General features: G+C 45.5%; 30 protein-coding genes. 1 reads left to right on the forward strand and 29 read right to left on the reverse strand.

Annotation, left to right across the window (positions count from 1 at the left end; all coding sequences use genetic code 11):
* Positions 1 to 37: 37 nt before the first annotated feature.
* Together ABRS97_RS07215 and ABRS97_RS07220 are read right to left on the reverse strand one after the other, a co-directional pair.
* The gene (locus ABRS97_RS07215) at positions 38 to 538 is read right to left on the reverse strand and encodes a tetratricopeptide repeat protein (protein ID WP_367812423.1); all 501 of its coding nucleotides are present in this window, start codon (positions 536 to 538) and stop codon (positions 38 to 40) included.
* Positions 539 to 640: 102 nt separating this feature from the next.
* A complete protein-coding gene (locus ABRS97_RS07220; RefSeq protein WP_367812425.1) occupies positions 641 to 979 on the reverse strand; it encodes a nucleotide pyrophosphohydrolase in 339 nt (112 codons plus the stop codon).
* Positions 980 to 1,135: 156 nt separating this feature from the next.
* On the opposite strand from ABRS97_RS07220, the gene ABRS97_RS07225 reads away from it, so the two are divergent.
* Complete coding sequence (locus ABRS97_RS07225; RefSeq protein ID WP_483312429.1) at positions 1,136 to 2,005, forward strand: YitT family protein; 870 nt, start codon at positions 1,136 to 1,138, stop codon at positions 2,003 to 2,005.
* Between the two features lie 113 nt (positions 2,006 to 2,118).
* Here ABRS97_RS07225 and ABRS97_RS07230 read toward each other — a convergent pair whose 3' ends face one another.
* From ABRS97_RS07230 to ndk, 27 genes are all read right to left on the reverse strand, one after another.
* Positions 2,119 to 2,997 (reverse strand): sporulation protein YpjB, encoded by an 879-nt coding sequence (locus ABRS97_RS07230; RefSeq protein ID WP_367812429.1) that lies wholly within the window; start codon positions 2,995 to 2,997, stop codon positions 2,119 to 2,121.
* Between the two features lie 142 nt (positions 2,998 to 3,139).
* Entirely contained in the window at positions 3,140 to 3,793 is a 654-nt protein-coding gene (locus ABRS97_RS07235) for a DUF1405 domain-containing protein (protein ID WP_367812431.1), read from the reverse strand.
* Positions 3,794 to 3,862: 69 nt separating this feature from the next.
* A complete protein-coding gene (locus tag ABRS97_RS07240; protein ID WP_367812433.1) occupies positions 3,863 to 4,750 on the reverse strand; it encodes a menaquinol-cytochrome c reductase cytochrome b/c subunit in 888 nt (295 codons plus the stop codon).
* Positions 4,751 to 4,769: 19 nt separating this feature from the next.
* The gene (gene qcrB, locus ABRS97_RS07245) at positions 4,770 to 5,441 is read right to left on the reverse strand and encodes a menaquinol-cytochrome c reductase cytochrome b subunit (RefSeq protein WP_367812435.1); all 672 of its coding nucleotides are present in this window, start codon (positions 5,439 to 5,441) and stop codon (positions 4,770 to 4,772) included.
* 17 nt (positions 5,442 to 5,458) lie between these two features.
* Positions 5,459 to 6,004 (reverse strand): QcrA and Rieske domain-containing protein, encoded by a 546-nt coding sequence (locus tag ABRS97_RS07250; protein WP_367812437.1) that lies wholly within the window; start codon positions 6,002 to 6,004, stop codon positions 5,459 to 5,461.
* Between the two features lie 281 nt (positions 6,005 to 6,285).
* Complete coding sequence (locus ABRS97_RS07255; protein ID WP_367812439.1) at positions 6,286 to 6,717, reverse strand: DUF2487 family protein; 432 nt, start codon at positions 6,715 to 6,717, stop codon at positions 6,286 to 6,288.
* A gap of 73 nt (positions 6,718 to 6,790) precedes the next feature.
* Entirely contained in the window at positions 6,791 to 7,825 is a 1,035-nt protein-coding gene (locus ABRS97_RS07260) for an LCP family protein (RefSeq protein WP_367812441.1), read from the reverse strand.
* 165 nt (positions 7,826 to 7,990) lie between these two features.
* Positions 7,991 to 8,179, reverse strand: a complete 189-nt coding sequence (locus ABRS97_RS07265) for an IDEAL domain-containing protein (RefSeq protein WP_367812442.1) — start codon at positions 8,177 to 8,179, stop codon at positions 7,991 to 7,993.
* 179 nt (positions 8,180 to 8,358) lie between these two features.
* Positions 8,359 to 9,504 (reverse strand): hypothetical protein, encoded by a 1,146-nt coding sequence (locus ABRS97_RS07270; RefSeq protein WP_367812871.1) that lies wholly within the window; start codon positions 9,502 to 9,504, stop codon positions 8,359 to 8,361.
* Between the two features lie 141 nt (positions 9,505 to 9,645).
* Positions 9,646 to 10,224 (reverse strand): histidine phosphatase family protein, encoded by a 579-nt coding sequence (locus ABRS97_RS07275; protein ID WP_367812444.1) that lies wholly within the window; start codon positions 10,222 to 10,224, stop codon positions 9,646 to 9,648.
* A gap of 48 nt (positions 10,225 to 10,272) precedes the next feature.
* Positions 10,273 to 10,902: an anti-sigma factor family protein gene (locus tag ABRS97_RS07280; protein WP_367812446.1), complete on the reverse strand. Its 630-nt coding sequence runs from the start codon at positions 10,900 to 10,902 to the stop codon at positions 10,273 to 10,275.
* A gap of 7 nt (positions 10,903 to 10,909) precedes the next feature.
* Positions 10,910 to 11,491 (reverse strand): RNA polymerase sigma factor, encoded by a 582-nt coding sequence (locus tag ABRS97_RS07285; protein WP_367812448.1) that lies wholly within the window; start codon positions 11,489 to 11,491, stop codon positions 10,910 to 10,912.
* 440 nt (positions 11,492 to 11,931) lie between these two features.
* The gene (locus ABRS97_RS07290) at positions 11,932 to 12,795 is read right to left on the reverse strand and encodes a polysaccharide deacetylase family protein (protein WP_367812450.1); all 864 of its coding nucleotides are present in this window, start codon (positions 12,793 to 12,795) and stop codon (positions 11,932 to 11,934) included.
* Positions 12,796 to 12,978: 183 nt separating this feature from the next.
* A complete protein-coding gene (locus ABRS97_RS07295) occupies positions 12,979 to 14,067 on the reverse strand; it encodes a prephenate dehydrogenase (RefSeq protein WP_367812452.1) in 1,089 nt (362 codons plus the stop codon).
* A 24-nt stretch (positions 14,068 to 14,091) separates the two neighbouring features.
* Positions 14,092 to 15,192, reverse strand: a complete 1,101-nt coding sequence (gene hisC / locus ABRS97_RS07300) for a histidinol-phosphate transaminase (RefSeq protein WP_367812454.1) — start codon at positions 15,190 to 15,192, stop codon at positions 14,092 to 14,094.
* Positions 15,193 to 15,208: 16 nt separating this feature from the next.
* Positions 15,209 to 16,024: a tryptophan synthase subunit alpha gene (gene trpA / locus ABRS97_RS07305; RefSeq protein WP_367812455.1), complete on the reverse strand. Its 816-nt coding sequence runs from the start codon at positions 16,022 to 16,024 to the stop codon at positions 15,209 to 15,211.
* Positions 16,025 to 16,027: 3 nt separating this feature from the next.
* Positions 16,028 to 17,224 carry a tryptophan synthase subunit beta gene (gene trpB, locus ABRS97_RS07310; protein ID WP_367812457.1) on the reverse strand — a complete coding sequence of 399 codons (1,197 nt, stop codon included), beginning with the start codon at positions 17,222 to 17,224 and terminating at the stop codon, positions 16,028 to 16,030.
* A complete protein-coding gene (locus tag ABRS97_RS07315; protein ID WP_367812459.1) occupies positions 17,221 to 17,919 on the reverse strand; it encodes a phosphoribosylanthranilate isomerase in 699 nt (232 codons plus the stop codon). The genes trpB and ABRS97_RS07315 overlap by 4 nt, the downstream gene beginning before the upstream one ends.
* A 33-nt stretch (positions 17,920 to 17,952) precedes the next feature.
* On the reverse strand, positions 17,953 to 18,738 hold the full coding sequence (trpC, locus tag ABRS97_RS07320; protein WP_367812461.1) for an indole-3-glycerol phosphate synthase TrpC: 786 nt from the start codon (positions 18,736 to 18,738) through the stop codon (positions 17,953 to 17,955).
* Positions 18,728 to 19,768: an anthranilate phosphoribosyltransferase gene (gene trpD / locus ABRS97_RS07325; protein ID WP_367812463.1), complete on the reverse strand. Its 1,041-nt coding sequence runs from the start codon at positions 19,766 to 19,768 to the stop codon at positions 18,728 to 18,730. The genes trpC and trpD overlap by 11 nt, the downstream gene beginning before the upstream one ends.
* A gap of 59 nt (positions 19,769 to 19,827) precedes the next feature.
* Positions 19,828 to 21,375, reverse strand: coding sequence for an anthranilate synthase component I (gene trpE / locus ABRS97_RS07330; RefSeq protein WP_367812465.1), 1,548 nt, complete (start codon positions 21,373 to 21,375; stop codon positions 19,828 to 19,830).
* Between the two features lie 338 nt (positions 21,376 to 21,713).
* Positions 21,714 to 22,091, reverse strand: coding sequence for a chorismate mutase (gene aroH / locus ABRS97_RS07335; RefSeq protein WP_367812467.1), 378 nt, complete (start codon positions 22,089 to 22,091; stop codon positions 21,714 to 21,716).
* A gap of 3 nt (positions 22,092 to 22,094) precedes the next feature.
* Positions 22,095 to 23,189 (reverse strand): 3-dehydroquinate synthase, encoded by a 1,095-nt coding sequence (gene aroB, locus ABRS97_RS07340; RefSeq protein ID WP_367812469.1) that lies wholly within the window; start codon positions 23,187 to 23,189, stop codon positions 22,095 to 22,097.
* A 1-nt stretch (position 23,190) separates the two neighbouring features.
* Complete coding sequence (gene aroC / locus ABRS97_RS07345) at positions 23,191 to 24,354, reverse strand: chorismate synthase (protein WP_367812472.1); 1,164 nt, start codon at positions 24,352 to 24,354, stop codon at positions 23,191 to 23,193.
* Positions 24,355 to 24,624: 270 nt separating this feature from the next.
* On the reverse strand, positions 24,625 to 24,789 hold the full coding sequence (locus ABRS97_RS07350) for a hypothetical protein (protein ID WP_367812474.1): 165 nt from the start codon (positions 24,787 to 24,789) through the stop codon (positions 24,625 to 24,627).
* Between the two features lie 139 nt (positions 24,790 to 24,928).
* Entirely contained in the window at positions 24,929 to 25,711 is a 783-nt protein-coding gene (locus ABRS97_RS07355) for a CheR family methyltransferase (RefSeq protein WP_367812476.1), read from the reverse strand.
* Between the two features lie 164 nt (positions 25,712 to 25,875).
* Positions 25,876 to 26,319, reverse strand: coding sequence for a nucleoside-diphosphate kinase (gene ndk / locus ABRS97_RS07360; protein ID WP_367812478.1), 444 nt, complete (start codon positions 26,317 to 26,319; stop codon positions 25,876 to 25,878).
* Positions 26,320 to 26,406 lie beyond the last annotated feature (87 nt).

Here is a 26,406-nt window from a genome sequence, read left to right on the forward strand (position 1 = left end):
TTCCGTTATGTCTCCTTTTTCTATGTTTCAAGAACATCTATTTCATATACATTTGATATTTAGCAGCTTGTTGTTTCGCTAATTCATGATCAGGCTCTAAGCGAATGGCTTCTGTGATCGTGTGATACGCTCTAACATAATCTCTGCGCTGGGCAAAAGCCTCTGCAAGGATTAAATAGGCCTCAACCGCTAAAGGGTCCAGCACTATAGCTTCCTTTAGCAAGAAAATAGCGCGTTCTGCATGCTCGGTTTCTACTTGCAGCTGTTTTTGTGCTGTCTCGATCAGTTCTCTTGCATGAAGCACCTGCAGGTGATATCTAAAAGCTTCATTATGAGCTTCCAGCTCCAGCGCCTTCGAAGCAAGTTCAATTGCTTTTTGCAGTTTGTTGCTTCGTGCATAAGTAATTGATAACTTATAGTGATAGGCAGCATTTGATGGCTCTGCCGCTATCGCTTTTTCAAACCATTCAATGGCTTTTTCAAAATCGTGACCAAGTATGGATTCGTAAGCTTTCTGTATTTGATTTTCTCCATTCATCTGCCCATCCTCCCTTCTAAGAGCGATTCATCCGGAAACGAGCTTTGGCTAGCACGCGTTTCTCCAGACTCCCGTTCGTGGGGATGGTACAGTTTATGAAGCTTATGTGTTTTCGGTGTTAATTTTGGTCCATCTGTTCGCATCGCGAGTGTTGAACTTGTGCATCACTTTGTTGTGCGCTTCCGTTAAATCAATCCCTAAGGAGTTCGCGAAACAGATCGTAATGAACAAAATATCGCCAAGCTCAAGCTCAATCGAGTTATCTGCTTCCGATGTTTTTTTAGGCTTTTCTCCATAGGAATGGTTAACTTCTCTCGCTAACTCGCCTACTTCCTCAGACATTCTGGCGAGCATCGCTAATGGACTGAAATAACCTTCCTTAAACTGCGAAATATAAGTATCAACCTCTTGCTGTATATCTTTTAGCGTACGCTCTGGCATGCTCACCCTTCTCTCCTTCATCACCTATAGGCTATCATTACCATGTTAAACTAAACAAGAAAAGTTGACAAATTTTTTTCATTTTTGCAAAGAAGATATAATGGTCATTGTGGGGTCCGTACATAATGAACTGAATGAGCTGGAGGAAAACGTATGATGTTTAAAGAACGATTTGCAGACCGTTTTACCAATGGAATTGCCATCTTGATGGGCACGGCGATTTACGCGTTTGGGTTGCACTATTTCGTCATTTCTAATGAACTAATGGAAGGTGGCGTAACAGGAGTTTCCTTGCTCCTTAAATACGTGCTGAACATACCTCCATCCATTTCAACTTTAGCGATCAACATCCCTTTATTTTATATTGGTTGGAAAAATTTTGGAAAGGAAGCTATGCTGTACACGATTTTCGGCGTAGTCTGCTTGTCCTTCTTTCTCTGGGTCATGGAGCTGCTCATTCGTTTACAATGGCTGATCCCCTTCCATACAACCCAGGACTACTTCCTCGCCACGCTTTATGCCGGGATTACTTTGGGCACTGGCCTCGGCCTTGTATTTCGTTACGGAGGCACGACTGGCGGTTCGGATATTCTCGCGCGAATCGGGCATAAGAAGCGAGGCTGGAGCGTAGGGCAAGTCATCCTGATCATCGATGTTATCGTAATCGGCTCCTCTTTGCTGTATTTACCGAAGGAGAAAGTACTTTATTCACTTGTTGCCGTATTTGTCACCTCTCGCATCATTGATTACATTTCCGAAGGTGCATACGCTGCTAAAGCGTTCACCATTATTAGCGACCATGCCCATGCTTTAGCAGAGACCATTACGAAAGAGTTAGACCGAGGGGTCACTTTATTCCCAGCAAGAGGCGCGTATTCAGGCAATAACAAGGAAGTTGTTTATTGCGTGGTCTACCGGCATGAAACAAGAAGAATGCGTGAGCTCATTAAATCTGCGGATCCCAAGGCGTTTATTATCATCGGCGAGGTCCACGAGGTACTTGGCGAGGGATTTAAAACGCAATAAATAAAACAGTTTTATCGGCTTATCAAGCATGTTGCCGTAAGGTCTTGACTTGCCGCCCAAATCTGTTTAAACAATGAGGCCGAAACCATGTACACCATGGTTTCGGCCTCATTTCACAAATGCTCGCTTCCTCTCTTTTGCTTAACAGGAACAACATGCTTGCCTGATTGGTACATCCTCCAGCCGGCATATGACAGTACGCTAACAATGATAAGGCCAATACCTAACGACCAAATAATGGGCTGTCTCGGATCGGCTAGCGGCACAAGTGCAAGCGCGTCTTTATTTTTCAAAAACAACTCATCAATGACCTGCTGCAACCGCTCAATCCCGGATTCCAATTGCTTGCCTGGCAGCGGGCTTTTTTGCAAATTACCGTGTATAAAGGTAAGCAACGAATCAAGCTTCTCTACCTCTGCAGGCTGTCTGCTTATGAGAATAGATGGATGAATGGTACCAATATGCTGCGAAAATTTATTGAAACTAGATATGGCTGTTTGCTGCTGGTTAGCCTTCACTGCTTGCTCCAGCTCATTGATTTCATTTCTCAAAACCTTATAATACTGAAGCCACATTGGTTGGTTCTTATGCGTTAATGCATCAGTGGCGAGTCGAATCTTGGCGACCACAGCCTGCCCTGCTTCAGGAGAATAATTAACCGCATTGTATACCCGTTTGGCTTGCGTGATCGTTTCTGTGAACTCATGAAGCCCTTCAACCGAAGTGGCTCCTTCGAACTTGATTTTGGGGATTTGATCGGACATTTGAAGCAATTTATTCCGAGCTTCCGGCACTTGGCCATCCATCGTTTTCTTATACATTTCGTCAGCAATTTGATTTAGAAACTCCATCTTTTGAATCTGTTCAGGGTCATCTCGAACGGCAGCCTCACTCTTGCTGCTCGTAACGGCCCCGCAAGCCGCGCTTATACAAACAACGGTGACTACCAACAGCAGTGAAGCCAACCGTTTCACCCCGTCATATACAAACATGGGACATCCCTCCTTCACCATCATTTTATGGAGGTTTGTCCCTAATTAGACCATCTATTCGATTGAAAGTTCCGAGCTGAGCATGACTTACATACCATTAGAAGATTGCCATCAGGAGCTTTGAAATTGAACCCCTAATAAGTTACCTTTTTTCCCTCATCATCCTTACCATCAAGGCAATGATAATACCAACGATGCTTAACCCTACTGTAAACCATTGTATAATGCCCAGATCATCTAATAGCGCATCGGACAACGACGGAAATACACCTCTTCCATAGTCCATATAATCGTTCCAAAATGTCCAAATGGCTACTAGAATAACTGCGGGCACCTTGTAAGCGTACCATCTTGCGAAAATCAGAACCTCTACAGCCATCGCCAAATGCGATGCTGTCAGCATCCATCCATCCCAGCCTACAGGCACTCCCTGCCAGGCACCGCTCCAAATCATCGCAACGGCCCAGATCCCATATTTAAACGAGGTAATGAGTGCGAACGCTTCCACGAAGCCGCGGACAGCCTTATATAATTTCCTACGCGGTCTAGTCGTGGAGCGATCTGCCAGCAGAAAAGCAACTGTTCCGGTGAAAAACAAGCTGGCTGTAGGACTGTCAGGTACGAACCAAACATACCAAGTCGGGTAATTGGCAAGGGTATACTCCATCTGATTCCAATACCACTCATATCCGTAGATCGTCCCAAGCAAGTTGCAAATAAGCAGTAGCCACAGCATTTTTTTGTTCAACCACAATGACTTGCTCCATATGAATGATAAGGCTATACCTTGCTGCAAGCAAACCCCTCCTTGTGCGAAATAAGATCCAAAAAAAACCTGACCGCTTTCGCGATCAGGTTCTTTGCTTTACTGTGCTTTTTGTTTGGATAACCAATCAGCCAGCTTATCAATATCTGCATCGGTTAAGCCTTTATCAATGTTGGCTTGATACTGTTTGCCCATATTGCCTTTGCCGTTCTTAACGATACCCAAAATTTCATCTTTAGAATGCTTGTCACCGACACCTAATAATGCTGGTACGCCGGATGCTGGCATGCCTTTCAATCCAGCGCCATGACAAGATAAGCAAGTTGCTTTCTTGTAAATTTCTGCGCCTGGATCATCCGCTGCCACGATGGCAGCCGCTTTCTTCGTTTCTTTCGCGCCACCGCCGCCTGCTGCACCTTTGTTCGCGTGCATTTCTTCTTCACGCTTGATATGCTCAGGCACGATGTTTTTCTCTTTAAGCTCCACTTGATAGTGAGCCCATGAGGTATATGTAAGATAACCTACAGCCACTAAAGAGAGAATCATCAAGGATGAAGCGATAGGACGTTTATAAAAACGACGCTCTTTGCCTGTATCCAAGAAAGGTGCGAGCAGCAAACTGCCGAAGAGCAGCCCAGGAATAACAACTGTACCCAGAACTAGGAATTGATCGGATGTATATGGATACTTCAATAATTGATACATGAATAAGAAGTACCAGTCAGGCATCGGAATGAAACCCGTGTTTTTCGGATCCGCCGGATACCCTAACGGTGCTGGATCAGACATAACAAGAACGAGCATTCCAACCAAAACAACAACGCCAACCATCCATTCTTTCAAAAGGAAGTTCGGGATGAATGCTTCCGATTTACCTGGATATGCTGAGTAGTCTCTTGGAATCAGACGCTGCTCCTGTGTTTTCTTTATTACGCGGGAATCCCCGACGTAGACGATTTTTTCGTCAGATTTATGACCATGCGCCACGCCATGCTCCTCCTTTCAATTATAGCGGTCCGGAAATACCTTGTTTGCGAATCATAAAGAAGTGTCCGGCAAGCAAAGCGAGCAATACGCCTGGCAGGAAGAACACATGGATAGCAAAGAAACGCGTCAGTGTTTGCGCACCAACAATTTCGCCGCCCTGTAGCAACGTTTTAGCGTATCCGCCAATTAATGGAGCGGACTCAATAATTTTCAGAGTTACGCTTGTTGCAAAATAGGCTTTGTTATCCCATGGAAGCAAATATCCAGTCAATCCAAGACCTAACATAACAAAGAAAATCAGCATGCCTACTACCCAGTTCATTTCACGAGGGGCTTTATAAGAACCTGTAAAGAACACGCGCAGGGTATGTAAGAACATCATAACGATAACGAGACTGGCTCCCCAGTGGTGCATACCTCTGACGATAACACCGAAAGCCACTTTATGTTGTAAATAATCAACGCTCGCATAAGCGTTAATGATATCAGGCGTGTAGTACATCGTTAAGAACATACCTGACAAAATCTGAATAACTGTAATGAAAAACGTCAAACCGCCGAAGCAATATACGAATGCGGAAAAATGATGAGCAGGATTTACGTGTTCCGGAACCTCGTGGTCTGCTACATCCCTCCACATTGGCGTAATATCAAGACGTTCGTCAATCCAGTTGTACATGTTTTTAAACATCTGATGGTGACGCCTCCTTATACTCTTGTGTTAGCATGCAGTTGACCCACATAAACGAAACCGTTCTCTACTTTTACCGCGTATTCATCCAAAGGCTTTGGCGCTACTGCAAGGTTCTTGCCGTCTTGCGTGTAGTGAGCACCATGACATGGACAGAAGTACTGATCTTTGTAAGCAGGGTTGTCGTTCCAGTTAACGGTACATCCAAGATGCTTACATGTTGGATTTAGCGCAAACAGTTTACCGCTGCTGTCTTTGGAAATCCAAGCTACCAGATCAGCATCGCTTTCGTACCAGCCATCTACCTGGTGGATTTGAAACGTAAACGATTGTGGTACATTAGTAATTTTACTTTCTTCGACAACTTTGACCCAATCCGCCGTTTTCTTTGGTTGAAGGACAGGATCAACAGCAAATCTTAGCATCGGTATCATAATACCGGCTCCCATGAATCCCCCAGCGCCACCAAGGGTGTAAGAAAGAAATTGACGACGGGACATTTCGCGTTTTGTACCCGGTTTCTTTCCATGCTGATCTTCATTGTGATTGTTGTGGTCACTCATTCTCAGGTCTACCCTCCTACATTGGCCGAAGTCCGAACCCTCTCGGACACACGGTTACCTCTATCACGTGTCGTTCGACATTACACTACATAACTAGGACATTACTAATAATAGCCTACGACCTCTAGGGCGTCAAGAATCCATAACTCCTTTTCAAGTACTGAAATCTTGGGCTTCGGACAAATTTTAACGAAATTGTCACAACTTTTTGGAAAGCCAGAATTGGATTGCTTCCCTTATCCTGCACAATTTTTTTTCCAATAATACGCCAGAATCAAAAGTTAATCACCCTGCTGCCAAAGCTGCTGCACTTGCTGGGAAATATGCGATTTGATTTCTGAAGATTTGCTTTCCCATTCTTTCATATCAACAACAACCATCAAGTCCGTCTGTTCTGACTTCCAGTGATCAGCCTCATTATGTATGGTTAAAACAATCACATACCGGAACCCCGCATGCTTCAATTTAACGCTGAGTGAGGCTAATTGTTCCTTCATATCTACTCCCGTAACATAATGAAGCGCCGGATATGTCACCACTCTTCCTTTAAAAGGGATTTCTATGGCCTCTAGAGCATCTCTTAGCCTCTCAAGCGCTGTCGTTGTTTGCGCAGGATCTTCAGAGCCTTTCAGTCCGGTAAGTGGCAATAAACAAGTATCCAGATAAGGTTTTAAATCGGGCCATTCATCTTTCTCAATATCATTGAATTTCATATGTAGCGATCCTCCCTGTATCTTTTACAAAAGAAGAGCTTGCTATGTACGTCAGCAAGCTCTCTTTGTTACTTTAATCCGTCCTTCCCATACTGTCAATTGAAATGGGAGATTGCTCTTTAAGAGCAGTCAGCGCCTGATCCAGATCTTGTTGTTTAATGACCACATATGGACTTTCCCATTCTCCATCAAGATGTATAAAATTAATATTGGAAGGCTTTAATTCCTTGTAAGAGCCTGTGAACCTGCGAAGTTCATCTGCTGGAACATCTGTCTTTACTGAACCCCCAATGATATCCAACATCTTCCCCCATGCCGTAACGCCATTTAAAGAAGTTAGCTTTTCAAGCAATTGATTCAGCACCAGCTGCTCTCTTTGATTGCGTACGATATCGGAAGACTCGGCAGTTCCTAAGTTAGATTTGCGATAACGAATGAAATCCAACACCTGCTTTCCGTCAAGATGCTGAATGCCCTTATCCAAATGAATGTTCGTACCATCACTTTCATCCTCATACCTCATGTCCATATCTACATCAACAGTCATGCCGCCAAGCTGATCTACCATCTTTCGAAATCCGTCGAAATTGATGACCGCCATAAAATCGATCGGTACGTCATAAAGGCGGCTAAATAATTGTTTTGTATGCGAGATAGCCGTTTCTTTATTTTGATTGTAATAGTAAGCATAGAAATAATTCGCTTTGTGTGATGCTTCTAATCCGGATTCCTCCGCACGTACCTCCAAATCCCTTGGAATGGAAAGCACAGTAGCTTGATGAGTTTCCGGATTCACACTGAACAGCATCATAACGTCAGTATTGAGAGATCCTGTACTTCCTTCACGTTCATCAATCGCCGTCAGTAGAAATGTTATCGGCTCAGCGATCTTATCGGATGTATGCTGAAGTTGAACGATGTTGTTTGTGGTGTTTGCTGTTCGTTGCTCAAGGGTAGTGTCAGGTGCTGCGATATGATCTAGGGTCCGATTCAATTTGTTATACAGATAGGCGGCATAAACAAATGCAGATCCGATTAGAAGACCAGCAACGACTAAAAGAGTCATAAATGCCTTGCTCCAACGCGGATTCCATAATTTTATTCTCATCGTTATTCTCCTTGTGTTTAATCTTATCAACAACTATTAAGTTGACGAGAACACTTAGAAATTAGTTCTTTTTAAAAGCAGTAATGACCGATGGACACAAAAAAGACACGTGAATAAGATTCACATGTCTCTTTAGACGAACATATGGAAGGCACCAAACACGCATTAACCCAAGGATTGTAAGGTTTTCAGCTCTGATGTAAGGGCCAGGAACGTTGCTTGATCTCCCTTAGCTAAAGCACTGTCAATCTCTTTGTAGAGATTTTCCTCTTTATGTTTGCGTATGGCATCGTCCCAAACCATCTCCGCGAAAAGTGCCAACAGCGCATCGTTAGATACATTCATTTTTCCCATAGGACCTACCTCCAAATGTTGTCCGCGGTTTGTCAGGAGCTTTATATTCGCAGAAATATGTTTATGTTTGTCATGCTGTATGTCATGCGTTCGTGAATGCCCCTACTTAAGCATATTCACATCTACCTTCTCCGTTTCCTACTATCGCCCGTTCCAATAGGAATGTGCTTTTACCTACCTTAAGAACCGTCGATCGTGCCGTTTGGATCTAGCATAAACACAACTTTATCCTCTTCAGATACAAAGGTTCCTTGGATGACGCTGCTGCCGAGCCTGGTCATTTGAACGACCTTCCCCAGTTCTTCATCTTCACCCATCCGAATTAATCCCAAATGCATCATCATCTGAAGAATGCGTTGTTCAAAGATGGACTCGGAAGTGTCATAATAAAACGGCTTGATCAGCCTTACAAGCACTTCACCTAACGAAGCCGCCGTGACCCATTGCCCTCCTAAACGATCAATCCATTGCGTAATCGCTTGTACGTTTGGAATCGGTGTTCGGTAAAGCCGCAACCAGAACCGATATATATCTGCGAAATTTTCTTTACGGCCTTCCTGCAACCTCTTCCTGCCCAGCTCTGTTAATTGAAGTGCTTGCGTATGCTCGGAGATCAGCTGGTGGTAATAGCAGTAGTCGTAAATCAGTGAGAAGCGATTCGGATATTCCTTAAACATTCGGCCATAACCAAATCTCCAGGCACCCTTGGCCACCATTACTTCTTGGACTGAAAGCCGCTCTAAGATTTGCTGCAGCTGTCGCTTATACATCGTGCCATCGGTTGTCAAAGGAATCTCCTGTTGACCTGCGATATAGGCGAGAAAATTCGAGATATCGTCGACAATAAGCATCTGTTCATCGCGATAAACGCCAGGTTCCTTGGTTATTGCCAACCCCATCTTAAATTGACTCGTTAAAACATCGCTAAACCGCTTTTTTAAATCTTTTGGCACATGAAACAAATACTTTGTTTGTTGTGAATACCCGTTAAACAACCACCCTAGCCTCTTAAATTTGATAATCATCTCACGAGGATTCGAATCTTCGCTGCCCTGTTTTGAAAAATGCGATTGCCCAACTCTTGCTACTAACTCTTCCATACTAAAAGCATTGCGCGGATCAAAAAGCAGTGAATTGAGGAAACGAATGTCTTCCATATTCAAGCTCTGTACATGCTGCTCAAAAATCTCTCTACGGAGTGCTGTGCTCAAAATAGATTGGATTAAGTCATTTTTAGAATGACCGTTACATTCGCATTCATAGGTGTGGGCAATCCTGCTCAGCTCATGGATATCAGCATAGCTGAGCATGTCCGCTAGGTTCATCTCCATAATAGCCCCCCAGCCCGGAATCTTGCAGCTCCGTGGTTTCTAGTAACCATTATGGGATTTTTTTCCGAAAATATTCCGTTTCACATAAAAAAAGCACTACTCATCACTGAGCAGTGCAACCGAATCCATAGATTATTAGTCTTCAATCTCAAGGTGACGCAAGCAATTGTAGAGCTGTAACTCCCAAGACTTGCCACTCCGCAGCAGGATCGTCAACGATGTATTTTGCAAAAAATCGGTCTGCTCCAACTGTAGTCCTTTCAATACCTGAACAATAAATCCGCCGTGTGAGATTAATAACAGCTTCTCATTCGGATCATTCAATATCAGATCTTTTTCCAATTGGTGCCACCTTGCAAGCAGCTCAGCATCCTTCTCCTGGCCAATGTCCTTTTGCTTCCAATCCAAACCCCATCGTTCTTCCCTCTCCGCTGCTGTTGTTCCTTCCGCCAGCCCGTATTTACGCTCACGCAATCTAACGTCAGTTCTCAGAAGCGGAATACCGGATAGCTCTGAAACGATCAATGCTGTCTCTTTCGCCCTTGTTAAATCACTGCTGATGATACCCGTCCATTGTTCATTCGCTAATCTGGTACCTAGCCGCCTTGCTTGTTCTCTGCCTTCTTGCGTCAGCTCCGTGTCCAATTGTCCTTGAAGTTTGCCTAGCTGATTCCATTCCGTACTCCCATGACGGATAAATCCAAGTGTACTCATGATTGCCTCCCAATTCATAATAAAATGAAAAATGCCCCTTCCGGAGCATTATGCTTTCGTACGAGATAACCAATTCATGATAAGCATTGTACTTATCAAACCTAAAATAGAGATGACTAACAAGTAATGTGGGTAAGAATGAATGGGACCCACTTGAAATCGTAGCGGCTCCATGAAGCTGGGATTCAAACTAGCAACAGCATCCACCATCTGATGGCCATTCATGGATTCCGTTTGACTTGATTTCAAAGCCTGCGGCGCCTCAAGATCGAACAGCGAGTTATCCGCTGCTGCCATGGAAGATTGCGGAGTGCCGTCATAAACGATGGCGAACAGGAAACTAAACATGAAGAGCGCTAAACAAAATGCAATGACTGCCGTCAGATTTCTCCTGAATGTATAAGAAATAGCGTACATACGCTCTTGGACAGGAATTCGCCAAGATTCATTCTCATAGATTCGATTCATCACCTTATCGGAAACGATAGGCTCAAAGTCCGGCAGCTCACTTGACATAGCTGCAGTTCGAATCAGGAGCGTGCTTTCCTCCCATATCTGAAATTCCTCAGCACAAACGGGGCAAACGGCAATGTGCTTATCCACCGCGGCACGTCTCAGGTCATCATTCGGCAGATCCCAATAGACTCCAAATAATTCCTGAATGTCACTACACTTCATCGCTCTTTCATCCCTTCGATTCTTCAAATATCGGTTCGCTGAAATAGGGGTCCAACTGCAGCTTAACCGATGCTCTGGCTCTAAATAACAACGATTTCACAGAACTGACAGTTTGGCCCAAAATATTCGCAATCTCTTGATAATCCAACTGGTCATATTCACGCAATATCAGTGCCGAACGCTGCTTCTCAGGCAGGCTGTTAATTGCATCACGAACCATCGATACCTTCTCGTTACGGAGCATCGTTTGTTCCGGCATTGCATCATACGAAGCGTGCGGTGTATGACCGCTCTGCTCCAATGAGACTTGAACACTTTTATTTTTGCGCAGCTCACTCAAAACCGTGTTACGGGCAATCGTGTACAGCCAAGTAGAGAACGAGGCCTCGATTTCGCGGAACGAATGCAAACTGCGATACGCTTTATAGAAAGTCTCATTACATAGATCTTCCGCGATGGCTTCCATCTGCGTGCTTTTGAGCATATGAAAAATAAATGCAAGGATTTTACGCTCGTAACGACGCATAAGTTCATTATAAAATTGAACGTTTCCATCCTTGATTTCTCTGATCAACTGGGAATCGGTCATTACGTGGCGACCCTCCTTGCGATTCCGGGTAGCACTCCCAATTGCTCATACATGTTGTACTGCAATCGGAGTGAAAAGTTGCGTTATTTTGCAACCGAAATGTGAAAATTTATAGGTATGTAAAAGTTAGTCTATAATCTTTCTTGATTCATTGCGATTTTCCTGCTCAATTCGACAAATATTTGTTAATTTTACGCGAACGATGGCAGAAATCGCATTTTTCCCCTTTGTCAGCTGCAAACAACAGCCCGTCTTTTCCATTGTATAATAAAATTCCAGAAATATGGCACTTTGACAAAAAAAAAACCGCCAAATTGGCGGTTGCACTTATGGTGCGATTATCGGATAGGAGTGGAGAGAAACCATACTGTACTTTTATTATATGTATACGGTTTCATTTTGTCAATAACTTTTTGAAAACGTTTACGAATCTTTTCCCATTATGAAATGGGCGCGATTTGATGACGTAATGCTTGCTTGATTAAGTTATTAATCGAATAGGCCTGAACGTACGGACTGCCTGCATTGATTCGCGGGATCTGCATGGGATCGGTTTGGTTGGAAGCCAATCCTGGTTTGGTTGTAAAGCCATACTGAACACCAGCAGACTTGAGCCATTCTATGGTTTGGTTGTTGTAGCTTCCGAATGGATAAGCGTACGCATCAACGTTTTTCGAACCGTTCAGCTCTGCCAGTTTATGTAGACACAACGTCGTGTCAGCCACGATCCTTTGTTTAAACTGTTCATCTGTTTCGAGCATATTGTTTTTTATAATTTTGTTCGTCAGCATCGGTTTGGCATCGAACATCGCATGCAGAGAGTCCGAGTGACCTTGGAAATCAATCGTAGGCGTTTCCTTTCGCATCTTTGCTATTTCTTCTCTTGATAAAGAAGGCAGTTCAGAATGCATAGGATCCTCCAGCCCATTCGTAATCACAAAATTAACGGCTGGCACCTGCAATTTCTTCAATACAGGATAGGCATTCGTATAAAAGCTTCTATAACCGTCATCGAATGTGACTAAAACAGCATTATCAGGCACGCTTTTCCCACTCGACATAAACGCCTTGAACTGATCCAATGTGATGAAATGGTACCCTTTTCGAATCATTGACCTTAACTGATCCTTGAACAGCTTCGTTGAAATTGTAACTCCGCCCTCTAATTGATCATCGATGTGGTGGTAAACGAGTACCGTGACTTGATTCGAATACATGACTTCATTTGCATGAACTAAAGACGGAAAAAAATTAACAATAACAATAATGATCAATAACATGTATTTCCACATTGCACGCTTCAACTTGTTCGCCTCACCATAAAAATGTAGTATTCATCTAACAGCAGATGTCATTATAGCACAGGATGATTTATTTGAGAATGAGGGTCCATTTACAATTGATAATTGTAGAAATATGGACAAAAAAACTGCCCGCTCCCCCTTTTGAATTCACAAAAAGGAAAAGTGAACAGCTTTGATTAAAAGCTATACATGAACGGCATATTCCAGCTTAAGCAGCTCAGAGGCCCGGTCTGCATCTTCTTGACTACGAAACGACAGACGAAGAATACCTGGAACATCTTCACGGCTCTCGATAATTTGAATATTACTTAAATTGATTCTTGCGTTACCGAGCAGTGTTGTAATTTGACCTATGATTCCCGGATGATCAGGAATATCTACGTAAATATCATATAAGGATGTAATCATGCCTTTTCTTCGTTCAGGCAATTGACTGCGGAATTCGCCTGCAATCCGGAATTGCTCAGCTATTCCCTCTCCATCGCTGCGCTCCAGCAAATCGATAAAGCGCGAGACTTCAACTTGCCAGTCTTGGATCAACCGCAGAAGCACATCCCGATTATTTACAAGGATATCGCGCCAGATCATCGGCTCGCTGGATGCAATTCTAGTAATATCCCTGAATCCACCGGCAGCTAAATTCTGATAAAGCGGATTCGTCGAGTTGTAGCCTCGCACCTGATTAACCAGTGCAACGGCAATAATATGCGGTAAGTGACTAATGGCTCCAACAATATCATCGTGTTCACGGGCGCCAACTTGTACAATTTGCGCCTTCGTCGTTTTTAATAAAGAAGCAAGACGATCAACTTCTGCCTGAGGCGTTCCTTCGGCCGGAGTCAACACATAGAACGCATTTTCAAACAAGTAGGAAGATGCTGCTTCTACGCCATGCCGCTCCGAACCTGCCATTGGATGGCCACCAATAAAATATACGCCTTCGATCGTTAATGAAGCTGCACTCTCTGTAATTGAAGCTTTGGTGCTTCCAACATCTGTAATAATACAACCTTGTTTGAGCGGAAGCTTCATTAGCTGCTGAACATATTCCTCAAGATTACCTACGGGTACACAAAGGAAAATGTAATCCGCCCCCACAGCGGCTTCTTCCATCGACGTTGTTGCTATATCGACGACATTCCGTTTCAGCAGCTTCTCGACTGATTTGGGGTTAGGTGAATGGCCGACAACCGTGTATTCTGGTTTACCTTTATAGCATAAGGCAAGTGATCCTCCGATCAGCCCTACGCCGAATATCGCAATTTTCGTCATGTAATCAACCTTTTATACTATGGATTAGGCTTGGACAGCAACTTCTGCGAGCACTTTCGTCAGTGCGGCAATAAACTTTTCATTCTGTTCGCGGCTGCCAATCGTAACACGAATGGAAGTAGGGAAATCAAGTTGGTGACCGCCGCGAACGATAATACCTTGTCGCAGCAATCCATCGAATACAGCGCCTGCGGGGCGTCCTACATTGACCATGACAAAGTTTCCGTGAGCTGGGTAAGCTTGCAGGCCCAACTTGTCAAACTGCTCCATGACATATTGCAGACCCGCTGTATTCGCTTCGCGGCAGCTATCGATAAATGCTTGATCTTTTATCGCAGCAAGAGCTGCAGCCTGTGCAAAACGTGTTGTATTGAACGGTTCACGCACTTGGTTAATGGAACGAATAACATCTGGATGCCCTACGCCATATCCAATTCGCAATGAAGCCAATCCATAAATTTTGGAAAACGTACGGAGTGAAATCACATTGCGGTATTGCCCGATCAATTCAATACTATCAGGGAATTCACCAGTCGTATTATATTCACAATAGGCTTCATCCAAAACAACAAGCACATGCGCCGGTACCTTCGCTAAAAATGCTTTGATTTCAGCGTCTGTATTCATTGTCCCGGTAGGATTGTTCGGGTTGCAAATCCAGACGATTTTGGTACGTTCCGTAATTGCAGCAAGCATTCCATCGAGATCGTGAGTTCCGTCTTTCAGAGGAACCTCTATGGATACGGCGCCCTCAATCTCGCAGTTATGTTTGTACTGTGGGAAAGTGTGTGAAGCCATCACCGTTTCGTCGCCTGGAACGAGGAATGCTCTAGCAAGCATCAGAATAACTTCATCCGAACCTGCGCCGAAAATAATTTGGTTGGTAGCCACTCCAAGATACTCAGCTACAGCATCCGTTAATTGTACAGCCCCTCCATCCGGATACAAGCTGATATTCGCTAATTCAGCTTCAATAGCTTCTTTAACCTTTGGCGAACTGCCGAACGGGTTCTCATTGGATGCGAGCTTGATCACTTCTTTCAAACCCAATTCACGTTTTACTTCTTCAATAGGCTTACCTGGCTGATAGACAGGCAAGTGGACAATGCTTTGTTTGGGTTGCATGCAGGTCACCTCATCACTAAATGTTTGATCCTTTTAATTGTCCCACAAAGTTGCGAATTTGCAAGAGCCCTTCCGGATGGGAGCTATCTGCTTGCAAGTGATGCAGCGAATCTTCAATCTGACGAACGATTGCACTGCCAACAACGACACCGTCGCACAAACTTTCAAACCGCTGCACCTGTTCGCGATTGGAAATGCCAAAGCCGACTACAATTGGCACCTTAGCCGCTTCTCTCACCGTAGCCAAGAATTCGTCGATCCCTCCGAAAAATTCAGAACGCACTCCTGTAACGCCGAGCGATGATACGCAGTATACAAAGCCTTTGGCGCCTGCGGCAATCCGTTTCACACGCTCATTCGAAGTAGGCGCGACAAGTGGAATCAGATGGACGCTATAGCGCTCGGCGATCTCTCTAGTCTCACTGTCTTCCTCAAGGGGCAGATCGGGAATGATAATCCCGCTGATTTCATTCTCCTGCATATGTTTAAAAATTCGTTCAAGACCAATCTGCAGAACTGGATTGTAGTAAGTAAATAATATAAAAGGCAGTTTCGAGCCTCTGCTGCGAGCTTGACTGGCAACGCTAATCACATCGAAGATCGATATGCGATGCTGCAGCGCACGCTCGGAAGAGCGCTGGATGACTGGACCATCTGCAAGTGGATCCGAATAGGGTACGCCCAGCTCAATGAGATCGGCGCCTGCGCGTTCCATCTCCAAAATAAGTGCTAACGATGCTTCCAAGGAAGGGTCGCCAATCGTCAAGAAAGGAATCAGCGCCGTTTCTCCACGTTCTTTCAGCTCAGCAAATCGTTGATCGATACGGTTCATCGCCTAATCCCTCCCTATGCCCAAATAGTCCATAATAGCATCTACGTCTTTATCGCCGCGCCCGGAGAGGCTAACCACGATAATTTGATCTTTCGACATCGTCGGAGCAAGCTTTACAGTCTCAGCAATCGCATGCGCGCTCTCCAGAGCAGGGATAATGCCCTCTGTGCGGCTTAGAAGCTGAAGAGCATCCAACGCTTCCTGATCGGTAATCGGAACATACTTCGCGCGCTCGATATCTTTTAAATACGAATGCTCTGGCCCGATGCCTGGGTAATCCAGTCCCGCGGAAATCGAATGCGCAGGCTGCACTTGTCCATACTCATCTTGCAACAGATAGCTCATCGAGCCTTGGAACACGCCAGGTGTACCTTTCGTCATCGTTGCAGCATGCTCTTCCGTATCGACGCCTCGGCCTGCGGCTTCAACACCGATCAGCTTCACACTCGTATCTTGGACGAACGGGTAAAAAATACCCATTGCGTTGCTGCCGCCGCCCACACAGGCGACGACCGCATCAGGCAGCCTGCCCTCCGCTTCCAAAATCTGTTCACGAGACTCGTCTCCGATGACGCGTTGGAAATCGCGCACCATCATAGGATAAGGATGCGGGCCTGTCACAGAACCAAGGATATAATACGTATCCTCTACATGGCTTACCCAGTAACGAAGCGTTTCGTTACAAGCATCTTTCAACGTACGTGTGCCCGATGTGACCGGAATCACTTCTGATCCTAGCAGTTTCATCCGGAATACATTAAGCGCTTGCCGCTTCGTATCTTCTTCCCCCATGAACACCTTGCATTCAAAGCCCAGCAAAGCTGCTACTGTTGCTGAAGCAACACCGTGCTGTCCTGCACCGGTCTCGGCAATTACTTTCTTCTTGCCCATGCGCTTGGCGAGCACCGCTTGTCCGATCGTATTGTTAATTTTGTGCGCGCCTGTATGGTTTAAATCTTCACGCTTCAAATAAATTTTGGCGCCGCCAAGTTTCTCCGTCAATCGTTCCGCATAATATAAAGGCGTTGGCCGACCAGAGTATTGCTTTTGCAAATAGCGAACTTCCGCAATAAATTCGGGATCGTCCTTATATTTTTCATAAGCTTCTTCAAGCTCGATTAACGCGTTCATCAGTGTTTCCGGTACATATCTACCGCCAAACTTGCCAAATCTGCCGTGCTGGTCAGGTACTTGCGTCACTTCCGGGTCACCCTTTCCACGAATAAAGTAATTTTGGCTATATCTTTTACACCATCAGTTTCAACACCGCTGGAAACATCTACACCATCGGGACTATATACTTCTACCAATTGATCCACATTCTCAGGCTGAAGCCCACCCGCTACGAGCAGCCCAACACCCGCATGACGCGCCCACTCCTGATAAACAGGGATGCAATCCCATGCGAAAGTTTTACCGGAACCGCCCCCGTACACAGGGTCATATGTATCCAGTAGAATGGCATCCACCGTTCCTATAAATGGATCTAGCTGCGCAGCAACTGCTTCAGCTGAAGGTACGTTGTCATCCGATTTGGAAATAGACACGGACTTAAACACTTTCACGCCAAAATGCTGACGCACCCATTGGCAAAAAGCAGGAGTTTCCTTGCTATGAAGCTGAACCACGTCAAGTGGAGCTGACGCGAGTGTCCGTTCTAATTCTTCTTCGCTCGGATTCACGAATACCCCTACGGTCAAGGGAATAGGGACTCCATTTGCAGCTTCGGATTTCAAAAAAGCGATCAGTTCTCCAGCCTTTTCCGGAGTGAGCTGACGCTTGCTGGGGGCAAAAACAAAACCGATATGAGCTATCGGCAAATGCACGATTGATTTTAACACTTCAACGCTTTGAAGTCCACAAATTTTTACCGTTGGAACCGTCTGTACACTCATGTAATCCGCCTCTTTCCAGAGCAACTTAGATACCTAGCTTCGTGCTCCCATTAGATCATCCACGGCCTTCTCTACGCTTGGCTGACGCATGAAATGTTCGCCAATCAAAACAGCCTGAGAGCCGACTTGCTGTAAGTAAGCCATATCTTGCGCGGAAGAAATGCCGCTCTCGCTTACGACCGTTTTCCCAGAAGGAATGTACTGAATAAGCTCCTCCGTAGTTCGCAAATCAGTTACAAACGTCTTCAAATTACGGTTATTGATGCCGATTAATTGAGTATCCAGTTCAAGCGCTCTTTCCAGTTCCTCACGATCATGAACCTCAACAAGTGCATCTAGCCCGAGATCGCCGGCCAAAGCAAGATACTGCTTCATTTGCTCTGTTGTCAGAATTGCGGCAATAAGTAAAATAGCATCCGCACCAATTAGGCGAGCCTCATAGATTTGCTTCACATCAATTGTAAAATCTTTGCGTAACAAAGGAATATTCACCTCTTTACGCACAGTGCTCAAATAGTCGTTGCTGCCTTGGAAATACTGCACATCAGTAAGCACCGATATACAATCAGCCCCTGCACGCTCATAAGACTTCGCCAGACTCACCGGATCAAAATCCTCACGTATCAAACCTTTGGAAGGAGATGCCTTCTTCACCTCAGCGATGAGTCCCATGGCACGATTTTTCCGTGTAGTTAGCGCTTGCTGGAAGCCCAGACAGGGTGGAAGTTCTGCAATGCGCTTCTCAGCATCTTTTATAGAAAAACTGCTCATCGCTTCTACTTCAACGAGTTTAGTGGCTACGATTTTATCAAGAAACATGGCTGAATTCTCCTGTAAATTGGATTAGTTCGTTCAATTTTTGCTCAGCTTGCCCTGAATCAATCACATCTGCGGCAAGCTTGACACCCTGTTGAAGGGTTCCCACTTGCCCGGTTACATAGAAGCAGGCCGCTGCATTGGCCAGTACGATATCCCGGCGAGGTCCTTTTTCCCCTGCGAAAATGTGACGGATCAGTTCAGCGTTCATAACGGCATCCCCGCCAGCAACATCCTTGATGCTATGAGCTCTCAAGCCCAGATCATCCGGTGTAACCATATAGGTCGAAATCGTATCCACCTTTAACTCCGTCACTTTGGTTGGAGCTGAAATACTGAATTCATCCAGCCCATCTTCGCTCGCAACGACCAAAGCGCGTTTTAAACCTAACGCTTGCAGCGCCTGTGCAATCAGCTCTGTTTTAGTGATATCGAATACGCCCAGCACTTGGCGGTCAGCGCCAGCTGGATTCGTTAACGGTCCCAGCAAGTTGAAGACTGTCCGAATGCCAAGCTCACGGCGAGGAGCCGCCACATGCTTCATAGATTGATGGTGAGTTTGAGCGAACATGAAGCAAATGCCCACTTTATCCAAACACGCTGCCGCTTGCTGACCGCTAAGTGTGATGTTAACGCCAAGCGCTTCAAGCACATCAGCGCTGCCGCTCTTGCTCGACATCGCGCGATTGCCGTGCTTCGCAACACGAATCCCGCCCGCCGCCGCGACGATTGCCGAAGTTGTCGAGATATTGAACGTCTCCGCGCCATCGCCTCCTGTACCGCAAGTATCAAGCAGATTTGCCTGCTGGACGTTAACCTGTACAGCTTTATTCCGCATGGTTTCCGCGAAACCTGTTATTTCTTCCAGCGTCTCTCCTTTGATTCGCAGTGCCGTTAACAGGCTGCCGATCTGTGCTGGCGTAGCGCCGCCATCCATGATTTCCGACATCACGCTCCTAGCTTCTTCACGAGTCAAATGCCCGCCACTTATAACTTTCCCAATCGCTTGCTGAACCAATATGTGTTGACTCATTCCCAATTTGCCTCCTTCGAGCTTTCCTTATAAAAGTAATTGAAGTAAACCTAAGTCCCTTAAGAGTTTACATAATAATCTTTATTAATATCGCTCACAGGTCTTGGTTCAGGGCTGAACATCGCCTCAGCCATACGAATGGATTTCAAAAGAGCTGTTGCCTTATTAACCGTTTCTTGATACTCGCTCTCCGGCACCGAATCCCATACAATTCCGGCCCCCGCTTGGACGTATGCTTTGCCATTTTTGAATATAATCGTTCGAATTGTAATACAAGAATCGAGGTTTCCTGAAAAACCTAAGTAACCAATTGCTCCCGCATAGGCGCCACGAGATTCCGGCTCAAGCTCTGCAATGATTTCCATGGCTCTCAGCTTAGGTGCGCCGGACACTGTACCAGCTGGCATGCAAGAGAGGAAAGCGTCGAAGAAATCCTTGTTCTTGGCAATTTTCCCTGACACATTCGAAACGATGTGCATCACGTGTGAATAGCGTTCAACATCCATAAAGGTATCGCATTTGACACTGCCGAATTCAGATACACGCCCGATATCGTTTCGGCCTAAATCAACGAGCATGAGATGCTCGGCACGCTCTTTCTCGTCGGCAAGCAGTTCTTTCTCGAAAGCTGCATCCTCTTCCGGTGTTTTTCCGCGCGGCCTTGTTCCCGCTATCGGTCTTGTCTCTACCTTCTCCTCTTCCACCCTTACCAAAAGCTCCGGTGAAGTGCCGACAATGATTTCATCATCCATTTTGAGCACATACATATATGGGGAAGGATTCATGGTACGCAAGACGCGATACACATGCAGAGGCGAAACATTTGTTTCAATTTCGAACCGTTGCGAGAGAACAACTTGGAAAATATCGCCTGCCCGAATGTATTCTTTGGCTTTAGCTACATTCTCCATATATTTCTCTTTCGTAATATTCGAACGAATTTCACCTAGCGCTGGCTCGGACACGATTGGATTGTGCGTCATAATATCCACGCCTAGCGGACGTTTGATTTTCTCAATCGTCGCATCGATTTTCTCGCAAGTAGCATGATACGCTTTGACAATATCCGCATCTGTCGCAAAAGGCGGCACATGGACATTCGCAATGACTTTGATTTGCTGCTTGAAATGGTCGAATACGATGACCTGATCGCAGAACATGAACTGAATGTCGTTCATTTGCAGATCGTCAATTTGATGTGCTGGCAATTTCTCATAATATTGCAGAAGATCGTATCCGAAAAAACCAACAGCTCCACCCGTAAATCGAGGCAAATCAGCAAGTTGTGGGCTGGAGTAGGAACGAAGATAAGCTTTCAGTACCTCAATGGGCTTTTCCTCCATCACCGTCGTATCCGTTTGAGTTTGGACCTCCGTCTTTCCGTGTTTCGCTTGAATCATTAGGAACGGGTCACTGCCGATAAAGGAATATCGCGCCCATTTGACGCCCCCTTCCACGCTTTCCAGTAAAAAAGCTCTCTTTTCTTGGTAGAGGTGTTGAAATACGCGTATCGGTGTCTCGGTATCCGCCAACAAATGACGAACAACTGGAACTAAATTATGATCTTTGGCAAGACGGATAACTTCTTGAATTTCAGGTGTATACATGGACAACATCCCCTCTCGGCTTGTGAGCTCCTATGGCTAAAGGCACCCACTGCCCTATTCCTTCTTCTGCATGCGATATCTGACTGATCCTATCGAATAAAAAAACCTCTACCGAGGTAGAGGTTTGACTTTAGTTTTGTAGAAAATAGCACATGATATGAAAAAGAAGACAAGGTTCGTATGGTCAAGCAAACGTATCCTACCTGAGGAGACGTTCCATCTCTTGTTACCAATCCAAACACGTTGTGCTTATTCTCAGCTCATCTGAACTCTGCTCTACTCGACTAAACTCTGCTCTACTAACTGCTTACTCATCTACAATCACTATACAACTTACCTTAGGAATTTGTCAATTTAACAATATCCGGTCGAAGCGCTTTCGCTTCTTTCAAATAAATATGATTAATTTCGGATTGACTTTTGTTCGTATTGACTTGAACCATCAAACGGATGCATTTAGGCAAGGAATTTTCCACTGGCACTTCCAAAGAACACATGAGAGGCACCAATTCCCAACCGATCATAGAGCGAATGGCCCGTGCCGGGAACGTAGCAGTGATATCCCCAGTTACTGTAATGAAAACCGAGCAAATCTCTTCCGGCCGAAAATCGTTGGCATCCACAATAGCCTGCAACAGTTCACTTGTTGCCGACAAAATCTCTTGCTCTTCGTTGTGCACAACCGTCGTTGCTCCGCGAATTCCCCTTACGAACATAGACTAGCTCTCCCCTTTTAAAAGTTCCACGATTTGGCGTACTTGGGCCACCGTAACATCCTTACGAATTTCAACTTTGCCGATTTCCGTCGGAATGACATAAACCATCGTTCCTTCTTTGAACTTCTTATCATGCATCATAGCGCTTAGGATGCTCTCCGTATCCAAATGTGCCGGAATGCTAACAGGCAGTCCGTATTTCAGGAATAAGTTTCGCGTTATCGTATGGATGTTCTCAGCGTATCCAAACTGCTGTGCAAGCTTCGCCGCACCGACCATGCCGATCGCGATGGCTTCGCCGTGCAACAGTTCTCCGTAGCCTGCGACCGCTTCTAGCGCGTGACCAATCGTATGACCAAGGTTCAGAATTGCACGGAGATCATTTTCCCGCTCATCCTGCGAGACCACGATGGACTTCACTTTACAACCAATATATAAGGCATAGCTCAACGCTTCAGGATCAAGCGCAAGCAGTTTATGTGCATTGTCGTCGCACCACTGTGTAAACGAAGCATCCCAGATCAAGCCATGCTTGATCACTTCGGACAAGCCTGCCTTCACCTGGCGAGGCGGCAACGTCAACAGCGTGTCGATGTCGAACAGAACAAGCTCCGGCTGATGGAACGCGCCGATGATGTTCTTCGCCATCGGATGGTTCACCGCCACCTTGCCGCCGACCGAGCTGTCGTGGGCAAGAATCGTCGTCGGGATCTGCACGAAGCGGATCCCGCGCATGAAACTCGCCGCCGCGAAGCCGGCGAGATCGCCGACCACGCCGCCTCCAAGGGCAATGATCGCAGAGCTGCGATCAAGGCCCGCCTGGAGGGCGGTGGATACGATTCCCTCAAGCTGCGCGAGGGATTTGGACGGTTCGCCTGCGGGCACGACGCAGGCCGTGGCGGCGAAGCCGCCCTGCTCCAGCAGCGTCATGACGCGCTCCAGGTGAAGCGGAGCCACCTGGTCATCGGTGATAACGAGCATCGGCGACTTACGGCTCAGCTTGTGCTGATCAAAGAGAACAGCGATATTGTCAAGAATGCCTTGGCCAATGTAAATCGGATAAGACCTTTCTCCCAAATCGACGGTTAGCTCTCTCATCTTAATAGCTCTCCACTTGCGCTAAGAAATTGTTCAAATTCGCACGGATTTCTTCGATCGAATCGCCGCCGAATTTATCCAAGAATGCATTCGCCACTTCCCAAGCAATGACGTTTTCCATAATAACGCCGGCTGCGGGAACTGCACACGTATCGGAACGCTCAACCTGAGCGGTGAATACTTCCTTCGTATCGATATCAACGCTTTGCAGCGGTTTGTAAAGCGTTGAAATAGGTTTCATTACGCCACGGACGATGATCTGCTCGCCTGTCGTCATGCCGCCTTCGAAACCGCCTGCACGGTTCGTTCTGCGGCGGAAACCGCCCTCTTCTGTGTACAGGATTTCGTCGTGCACATTCGAGCCTCTGCGTTCAGCCGCTTCAAAGCCGATACCAAACTCAACGCCTTTGAACGCTTGAATAGAAAGAACGGCTTGGGCGATTTTACCATCAAGCTTACGATCCCATTGCACGTGGCTTCCAAGACCCACTGGAACGCCTTCAATGATTACTTCCACGATACCGCCCAGGGTATCTCCATCGTCTTTGGCAGCATCGATAGCAGCGATCATTTTCGCTTCAGCTTCTTTATCAACCACACGTACCGGAGACTCTTCCGTGATACGAATAAGCTCAGCAAGAGGAAGCTCTTGACGCTGCGCTTCTACATCACCGATGCGGATGACTTGTCCAGCTACTTTAATGCCAAACTCAGCCAAAAATTGGCGTGCTACCGCGCCTGTTGCTACGCGCATCGTCGTCTCCCGGGCACTGGAGCGCTCCAAAATGTTGCGCAAATCTTTCTGATTGTACTTAAGACCGCCATTCAAGTCAGCATGTCCAGGACGAGGGCGATTTACACGGCGTTTGCCTTCGTTATCCTCTTCAACAGATTCAATCCCCATCACGGTTGTCCAGTGCTTCCAATCGTTATTAACTACGACTAGCGCAATTGGAGCTCCAGTTGTTTTGCCATGTCGAACGCCGCCAACAATGTTCGCCGTATCTTGCTCAATTTGCATCCGACGTCCACGGCCGTAGCCTTTCTGACGTCTATGTAATTGAAAATTCAAATCTTCGAAGTTCAGGGTTACATTACTTGGAAACCCTTCAATTATTGCGGTGAGCTGTGGGCCGTGCGTTTCTCCTGCCGTTAAATATCTCACAATCCGATACCCCCTATGAGTTTTGCGAAGCCAGACTGACTTCGTATGTATTCGTTTTTAGTTTTCGGGAAATCTAATAGTTATGTAGAAACAAACACTTTAGCGCTTTGACGCGCGATTATCTTTTGTCATTATAGTATAGGTACTGAGGTTTGGCAACAGATCATATCGCCCAAACGTGAAGATTATATGTGAAAAGCAAAAACACGCTTCGCTTGCGAGGATTGTCCTCTAAGCAAAAGCGTGTCATCTTCTTTATCCCAAATCCAATTAACCGTGCATGGGCTGCTTATGAACCATTCTTGGCATTTCGGCCATTTGTGGATCATTCACGAGCCCCATGATTTGCAAGGAATCCACACCCAATATTTGCGCGCACTCTTGAATCGTAATCATTCCCCTGCGGTAAGCGGTAATCACTTTTCTCTTATCCATATGTACCCTCCAAAGAGTTTTCCTTCTGGAAAACTTGCATTGTAAGCATTAGCTAAGCATTACTATAGATGAGCTTTGTCTTAAGCGTTGCTACGCTAATCTATTCCATACATCTTAGTATTGGAATATATGGAAATTGTTATACTCCCTTTTTACGATAAAAGAACGTATCCGCAGGTTCCAGGTCATACTGTCCCGGAGAAAAAATTTGTTCCGTAGAGCCAACAAATAAAAGGCCGCCCGGTTTCAAGGCTTTTGAGAACTTTTGATACAGTACATGCTTCGCTTCCTCGGTGAAATAAATGATGACATTACGACAAACAATCAGATCGAAACCTGTATCAAAGGTATCAACTAATAAGTTCTGCTTTTGAAATTTAATTGAGCGTTTAAGTTCATCCGATACATGAAACATCAATTGATCCTGACGGAAATATTTCTTAACATATTTCTCGGGCACATCCCTTAACGAACGGTCCAAGTAAATGCCTTTGCGCGCCTTTTCCAATGCGCCATCGTCAATATCCGTTGCGTGCAATTGCGCCTCAGATAAAGCGCCTTGCTCCGCTAATATCATCGCTAAGGTATACGGTTCTTCCCCGGTAGAACAAGCAGCGCTCCAAACCTTTAAACGACGATTTTTGCGAATCATTTCTGGTATAAACCGTTGTTCAACCAGCTCCCAACGATTAGGGTTGCGCCAAAATTCGGACACATTAATCGTCATGCGATCCAGAAATTCGTAGAACAACTCTTTATCTTTCATCATGGCTTCGAAAAAAGCGACAAATGTGTCAAACCCTCGTTTTGTCCGGAGCGTCGTAAGCCGGCGCTTCATTTGAGCTTCTTTATAAAGCGCAAGATCGATCGATGTGTAGTCTTTTACTTTTTTAATAAACATAGAAAAATCTTGATCATCCATGTTGCACACCCGCCTTAACATTTGCTTACTTAATGTATTTCTGTATCAACAGGTACACTTCCTGCAAAAACCGACAAATTTCGTAAAAATCCGCAGAAAAGCCTGCAATCCAAGGACTGCAGGCTTTTATTTCGAATCCTTACTGTGATTAAGTCTGTAGGGTGCTAAATCCACTCTTGAATTACTTTGCTATAGGCGATAAGCTCATTAGGTTGAAAGAAATTTCCGATCTCACGTTCTGCGCTTTCCGGCGAATCAGAGCCATGAATTAAATTCAGATTCGTATGTACAGCATAATCCCCGCGTATAGTGCCAGGGGCAGCATCAAGCGAACTCGTTTTGCCGATCATCGTTCGGGATAAAGGAATCACTTGTTCCCCCTGCCATACCATAGCAAAAACAGGTCCGGATGTTATAAAGGTTACTAGTCTTTCGAAAAAGTCTTTGCCCTTATGTTCCTCGTAGTGAAACTCCGCTTGCTCTCTTGTAATGACCATCAGCTTGCTTCCAATCAATTGGAAACCTTTTTGCTCAAAACGTTTGACGATCTCTCCAATTAGTCCGCGTTGCACGCCATCTGGTTTTACCATCAAGAATGTCTTTTCCATGTATGGGCCGCCTCCCCTAATAAAGTCGTTTAAAAAATCTACCTTAGAGGTTCTGAAATTTTAAACACAATCTATATGTATACAACT

It is taken from the genome of Paenibacillus tabacirhizosphaerae (genome assembly GCF_040812395.1).
Classification (GTDB): Bacteria; Bacillota; Bacilli; order Paenibacillales; family NBRC-103111; genus Paenibacillus_E.

What these genes read in the sequence shown, in the direction of transcription:
- ABRS97_RS07250 (WP_367812437.1), bottom strand. Translation starts at nt 6,004, where the DNA reads ATGAGTGACCACAACAATCACAATGAAGATCAGCATGGAAAGAAACCG.
- ABRS97_RS07215 (WP_367812423.1), bottom strand. Translation starts at nt 538, where the DNA reads ATGAATGGAGAAAATCAAATACAGAAAGCTTACGAATCCATACTTGGT.
- ABRS97_RS07285 (WP_367812448.1), bottom strand. Translation starts at nt 11,491, where the DNA reads ATGACCGATTCCCAGTTGATCAGAGAAATCAAGGATGGAAACGTTCAA.
- qcrB (WP_367812435.1), bottom strand. Translation starts at nt 5,441, where the DNA reads ATGTTTAAAAACATGTACAACTGGATTGACGAACGTCTTGATATTACG.
- ABRS97_RS07220 (WP_367812425.1), bottom strand. Translation starts at nt 979, where the DNA reads ATGCCAGAGCGTACGCTAAAAGATATACAGCAAGAGGTTGATACTTAT.
- trpA (WP_367812455.1), bottom strand. Translation starts at nt 16,024, where the DNA reads ATGAACCGTATCGATCAACGATTTGCTGAGCTGAAAGAACGTGGAGAA.
- aroH (WP_367812467.1), bottom strand. Translation starts at nt 22,091, where the DNA reads ATGTTCGTAAGGGGAATTCGCGGAGCAACGACGGTTGTGCACAACGAA.
- ABRS97_RS07295 (WP_367812452.1), bottom strand. Translation starts at nt 14,067, where the DNA reads ATGACGAAAATTGCGATATTCGGCGTAGGGCTGATCGGAGGATCACTT.
- ABRS97_RS07255 (WP_367812439.1), bottom strand. Translation starts at nt 6,717, where the DNA reads ATGAAATTCAATGATATTGAGAAAGATGAATGGCCCGATTTAAAACCT.
- ABRS97_RS07280 (WP_367812446.1), bottom strand. Translation starts at nt 10,902, where the DNA reads ATGAAGTGTAGTGACATTCAGGAATTATTTGGAGTCTATTGGGATCTG.
- hisC (WP_367812454.1), bottom strand. Translation starts at nt 15,192, where the DNA reads ATGCAACCCAAACAAAGCATTGTCCACTTGCCTGTCTATCAGCCAGGT.
- aroB (WP_367812469.1), bottom strand. Translation starts at nt 23,189, where the DNA reads ATGAGAGAGCTAACCGTCGATTTGGGAGAAAGGTCTTATCCGATTTAC.
- trpC (WP_367812461.1), bottom strand. Translation starts at nt 18,738, where the DNA reads ATGTTTCTTGATAAAATCGTAGCCACTAAACTCGTTGAAGTAGAAGCG.
- trpD (WP_367812463.1), bottom strand. Translation starts at nt 19,768, where the DNA reads ATGAGTCAACACATATTGGTTCAGCAAGCGATTGGGAAAGTTATAAGT.
- ndk (WP_367812478.1), bottom strand. Translation starts at nt 26,319, where the DNA reads ATGGAAAAGACATTCTTGATGGTAAAACCAGATGGCGTGCAACGCGGA.
- ABRS97_RS07265 (WP_367812442.1), bottom strand. Translation starts at nt 8,179, where the DNA reads ATGGGAAAAATGAATGTATCTAACGATGCGCTGTTGGCACTTTTCGCG.
- trpE (WP_367812465.1), bottom strand. Translation starts at nt 21,375, where the DNA reads ATGTATACACCTGAAATTCAAGAAGTTATCCGTCTTGCCAAAGATCAT.
- ABRS97_RS07270 (WP_367812871.1), bottom strand. Translation starts at nt 9,504, where the DNA reads ATGAACCTAGCGGACATGCTCAGCTATGCTGATATCCATGAGCTGAGC.
- ABRS97_RS07355 (WP_367812476.1), bottom strand. Translation starts at nt 25,711, where the DNA reads ATGGATGATCAAGATTTTTCTATGTTTATTAAAAAAGTAAAAGACTAC.
- ABRS97_RS07225 (WP_483312429.1), top strand. Translation starts at nt 1,136, where the DNA reads ATGTTTAAAGAACGATTTGCAGACCGTTTTACCAATGGAATTGCCATC.
- ABRS97_RS07275 (WP_367812444.1), bottom strand. Translation starts at nt 10,224, where the DNA reads ATGAGTACACTTGGATTTATCCGTCATGGGAGTACGGAATGGAATCAG.
- ABRS97_RS07230 (WP_367812429.1), bottom strand. Translation starts at nt 2,997, where the DNA reads ATGTTTGTATATGACGGGGTGAAACGGTTGGCTTCACTGCTGTTGGTA.
- ABRS97_RS07350 (WP_367812474.1), bottom strand. Translation starts at nt 24,789, where the DNA reads ATGGATAAGAGAAAAGTGATTACCGCTTACCGCAGGGGAATGATTACG.
- ABRS97_RS07260 (WP_367812441.1), bottom strand. Translation starts at nt 7,825, where the DNA reads ATGAGAATAAAATTATGGAATCCGCGTTGGAGCAAGGCATTTATGACT.
- ABRS97_RS07315 (WP_367812459.1), bottom strand. Translation starts at nt 17,919, where the DNA reads ATGAGTGTACAGACGGTTCCAACGGTAAAAATTTGTGGACTTCAAAGC.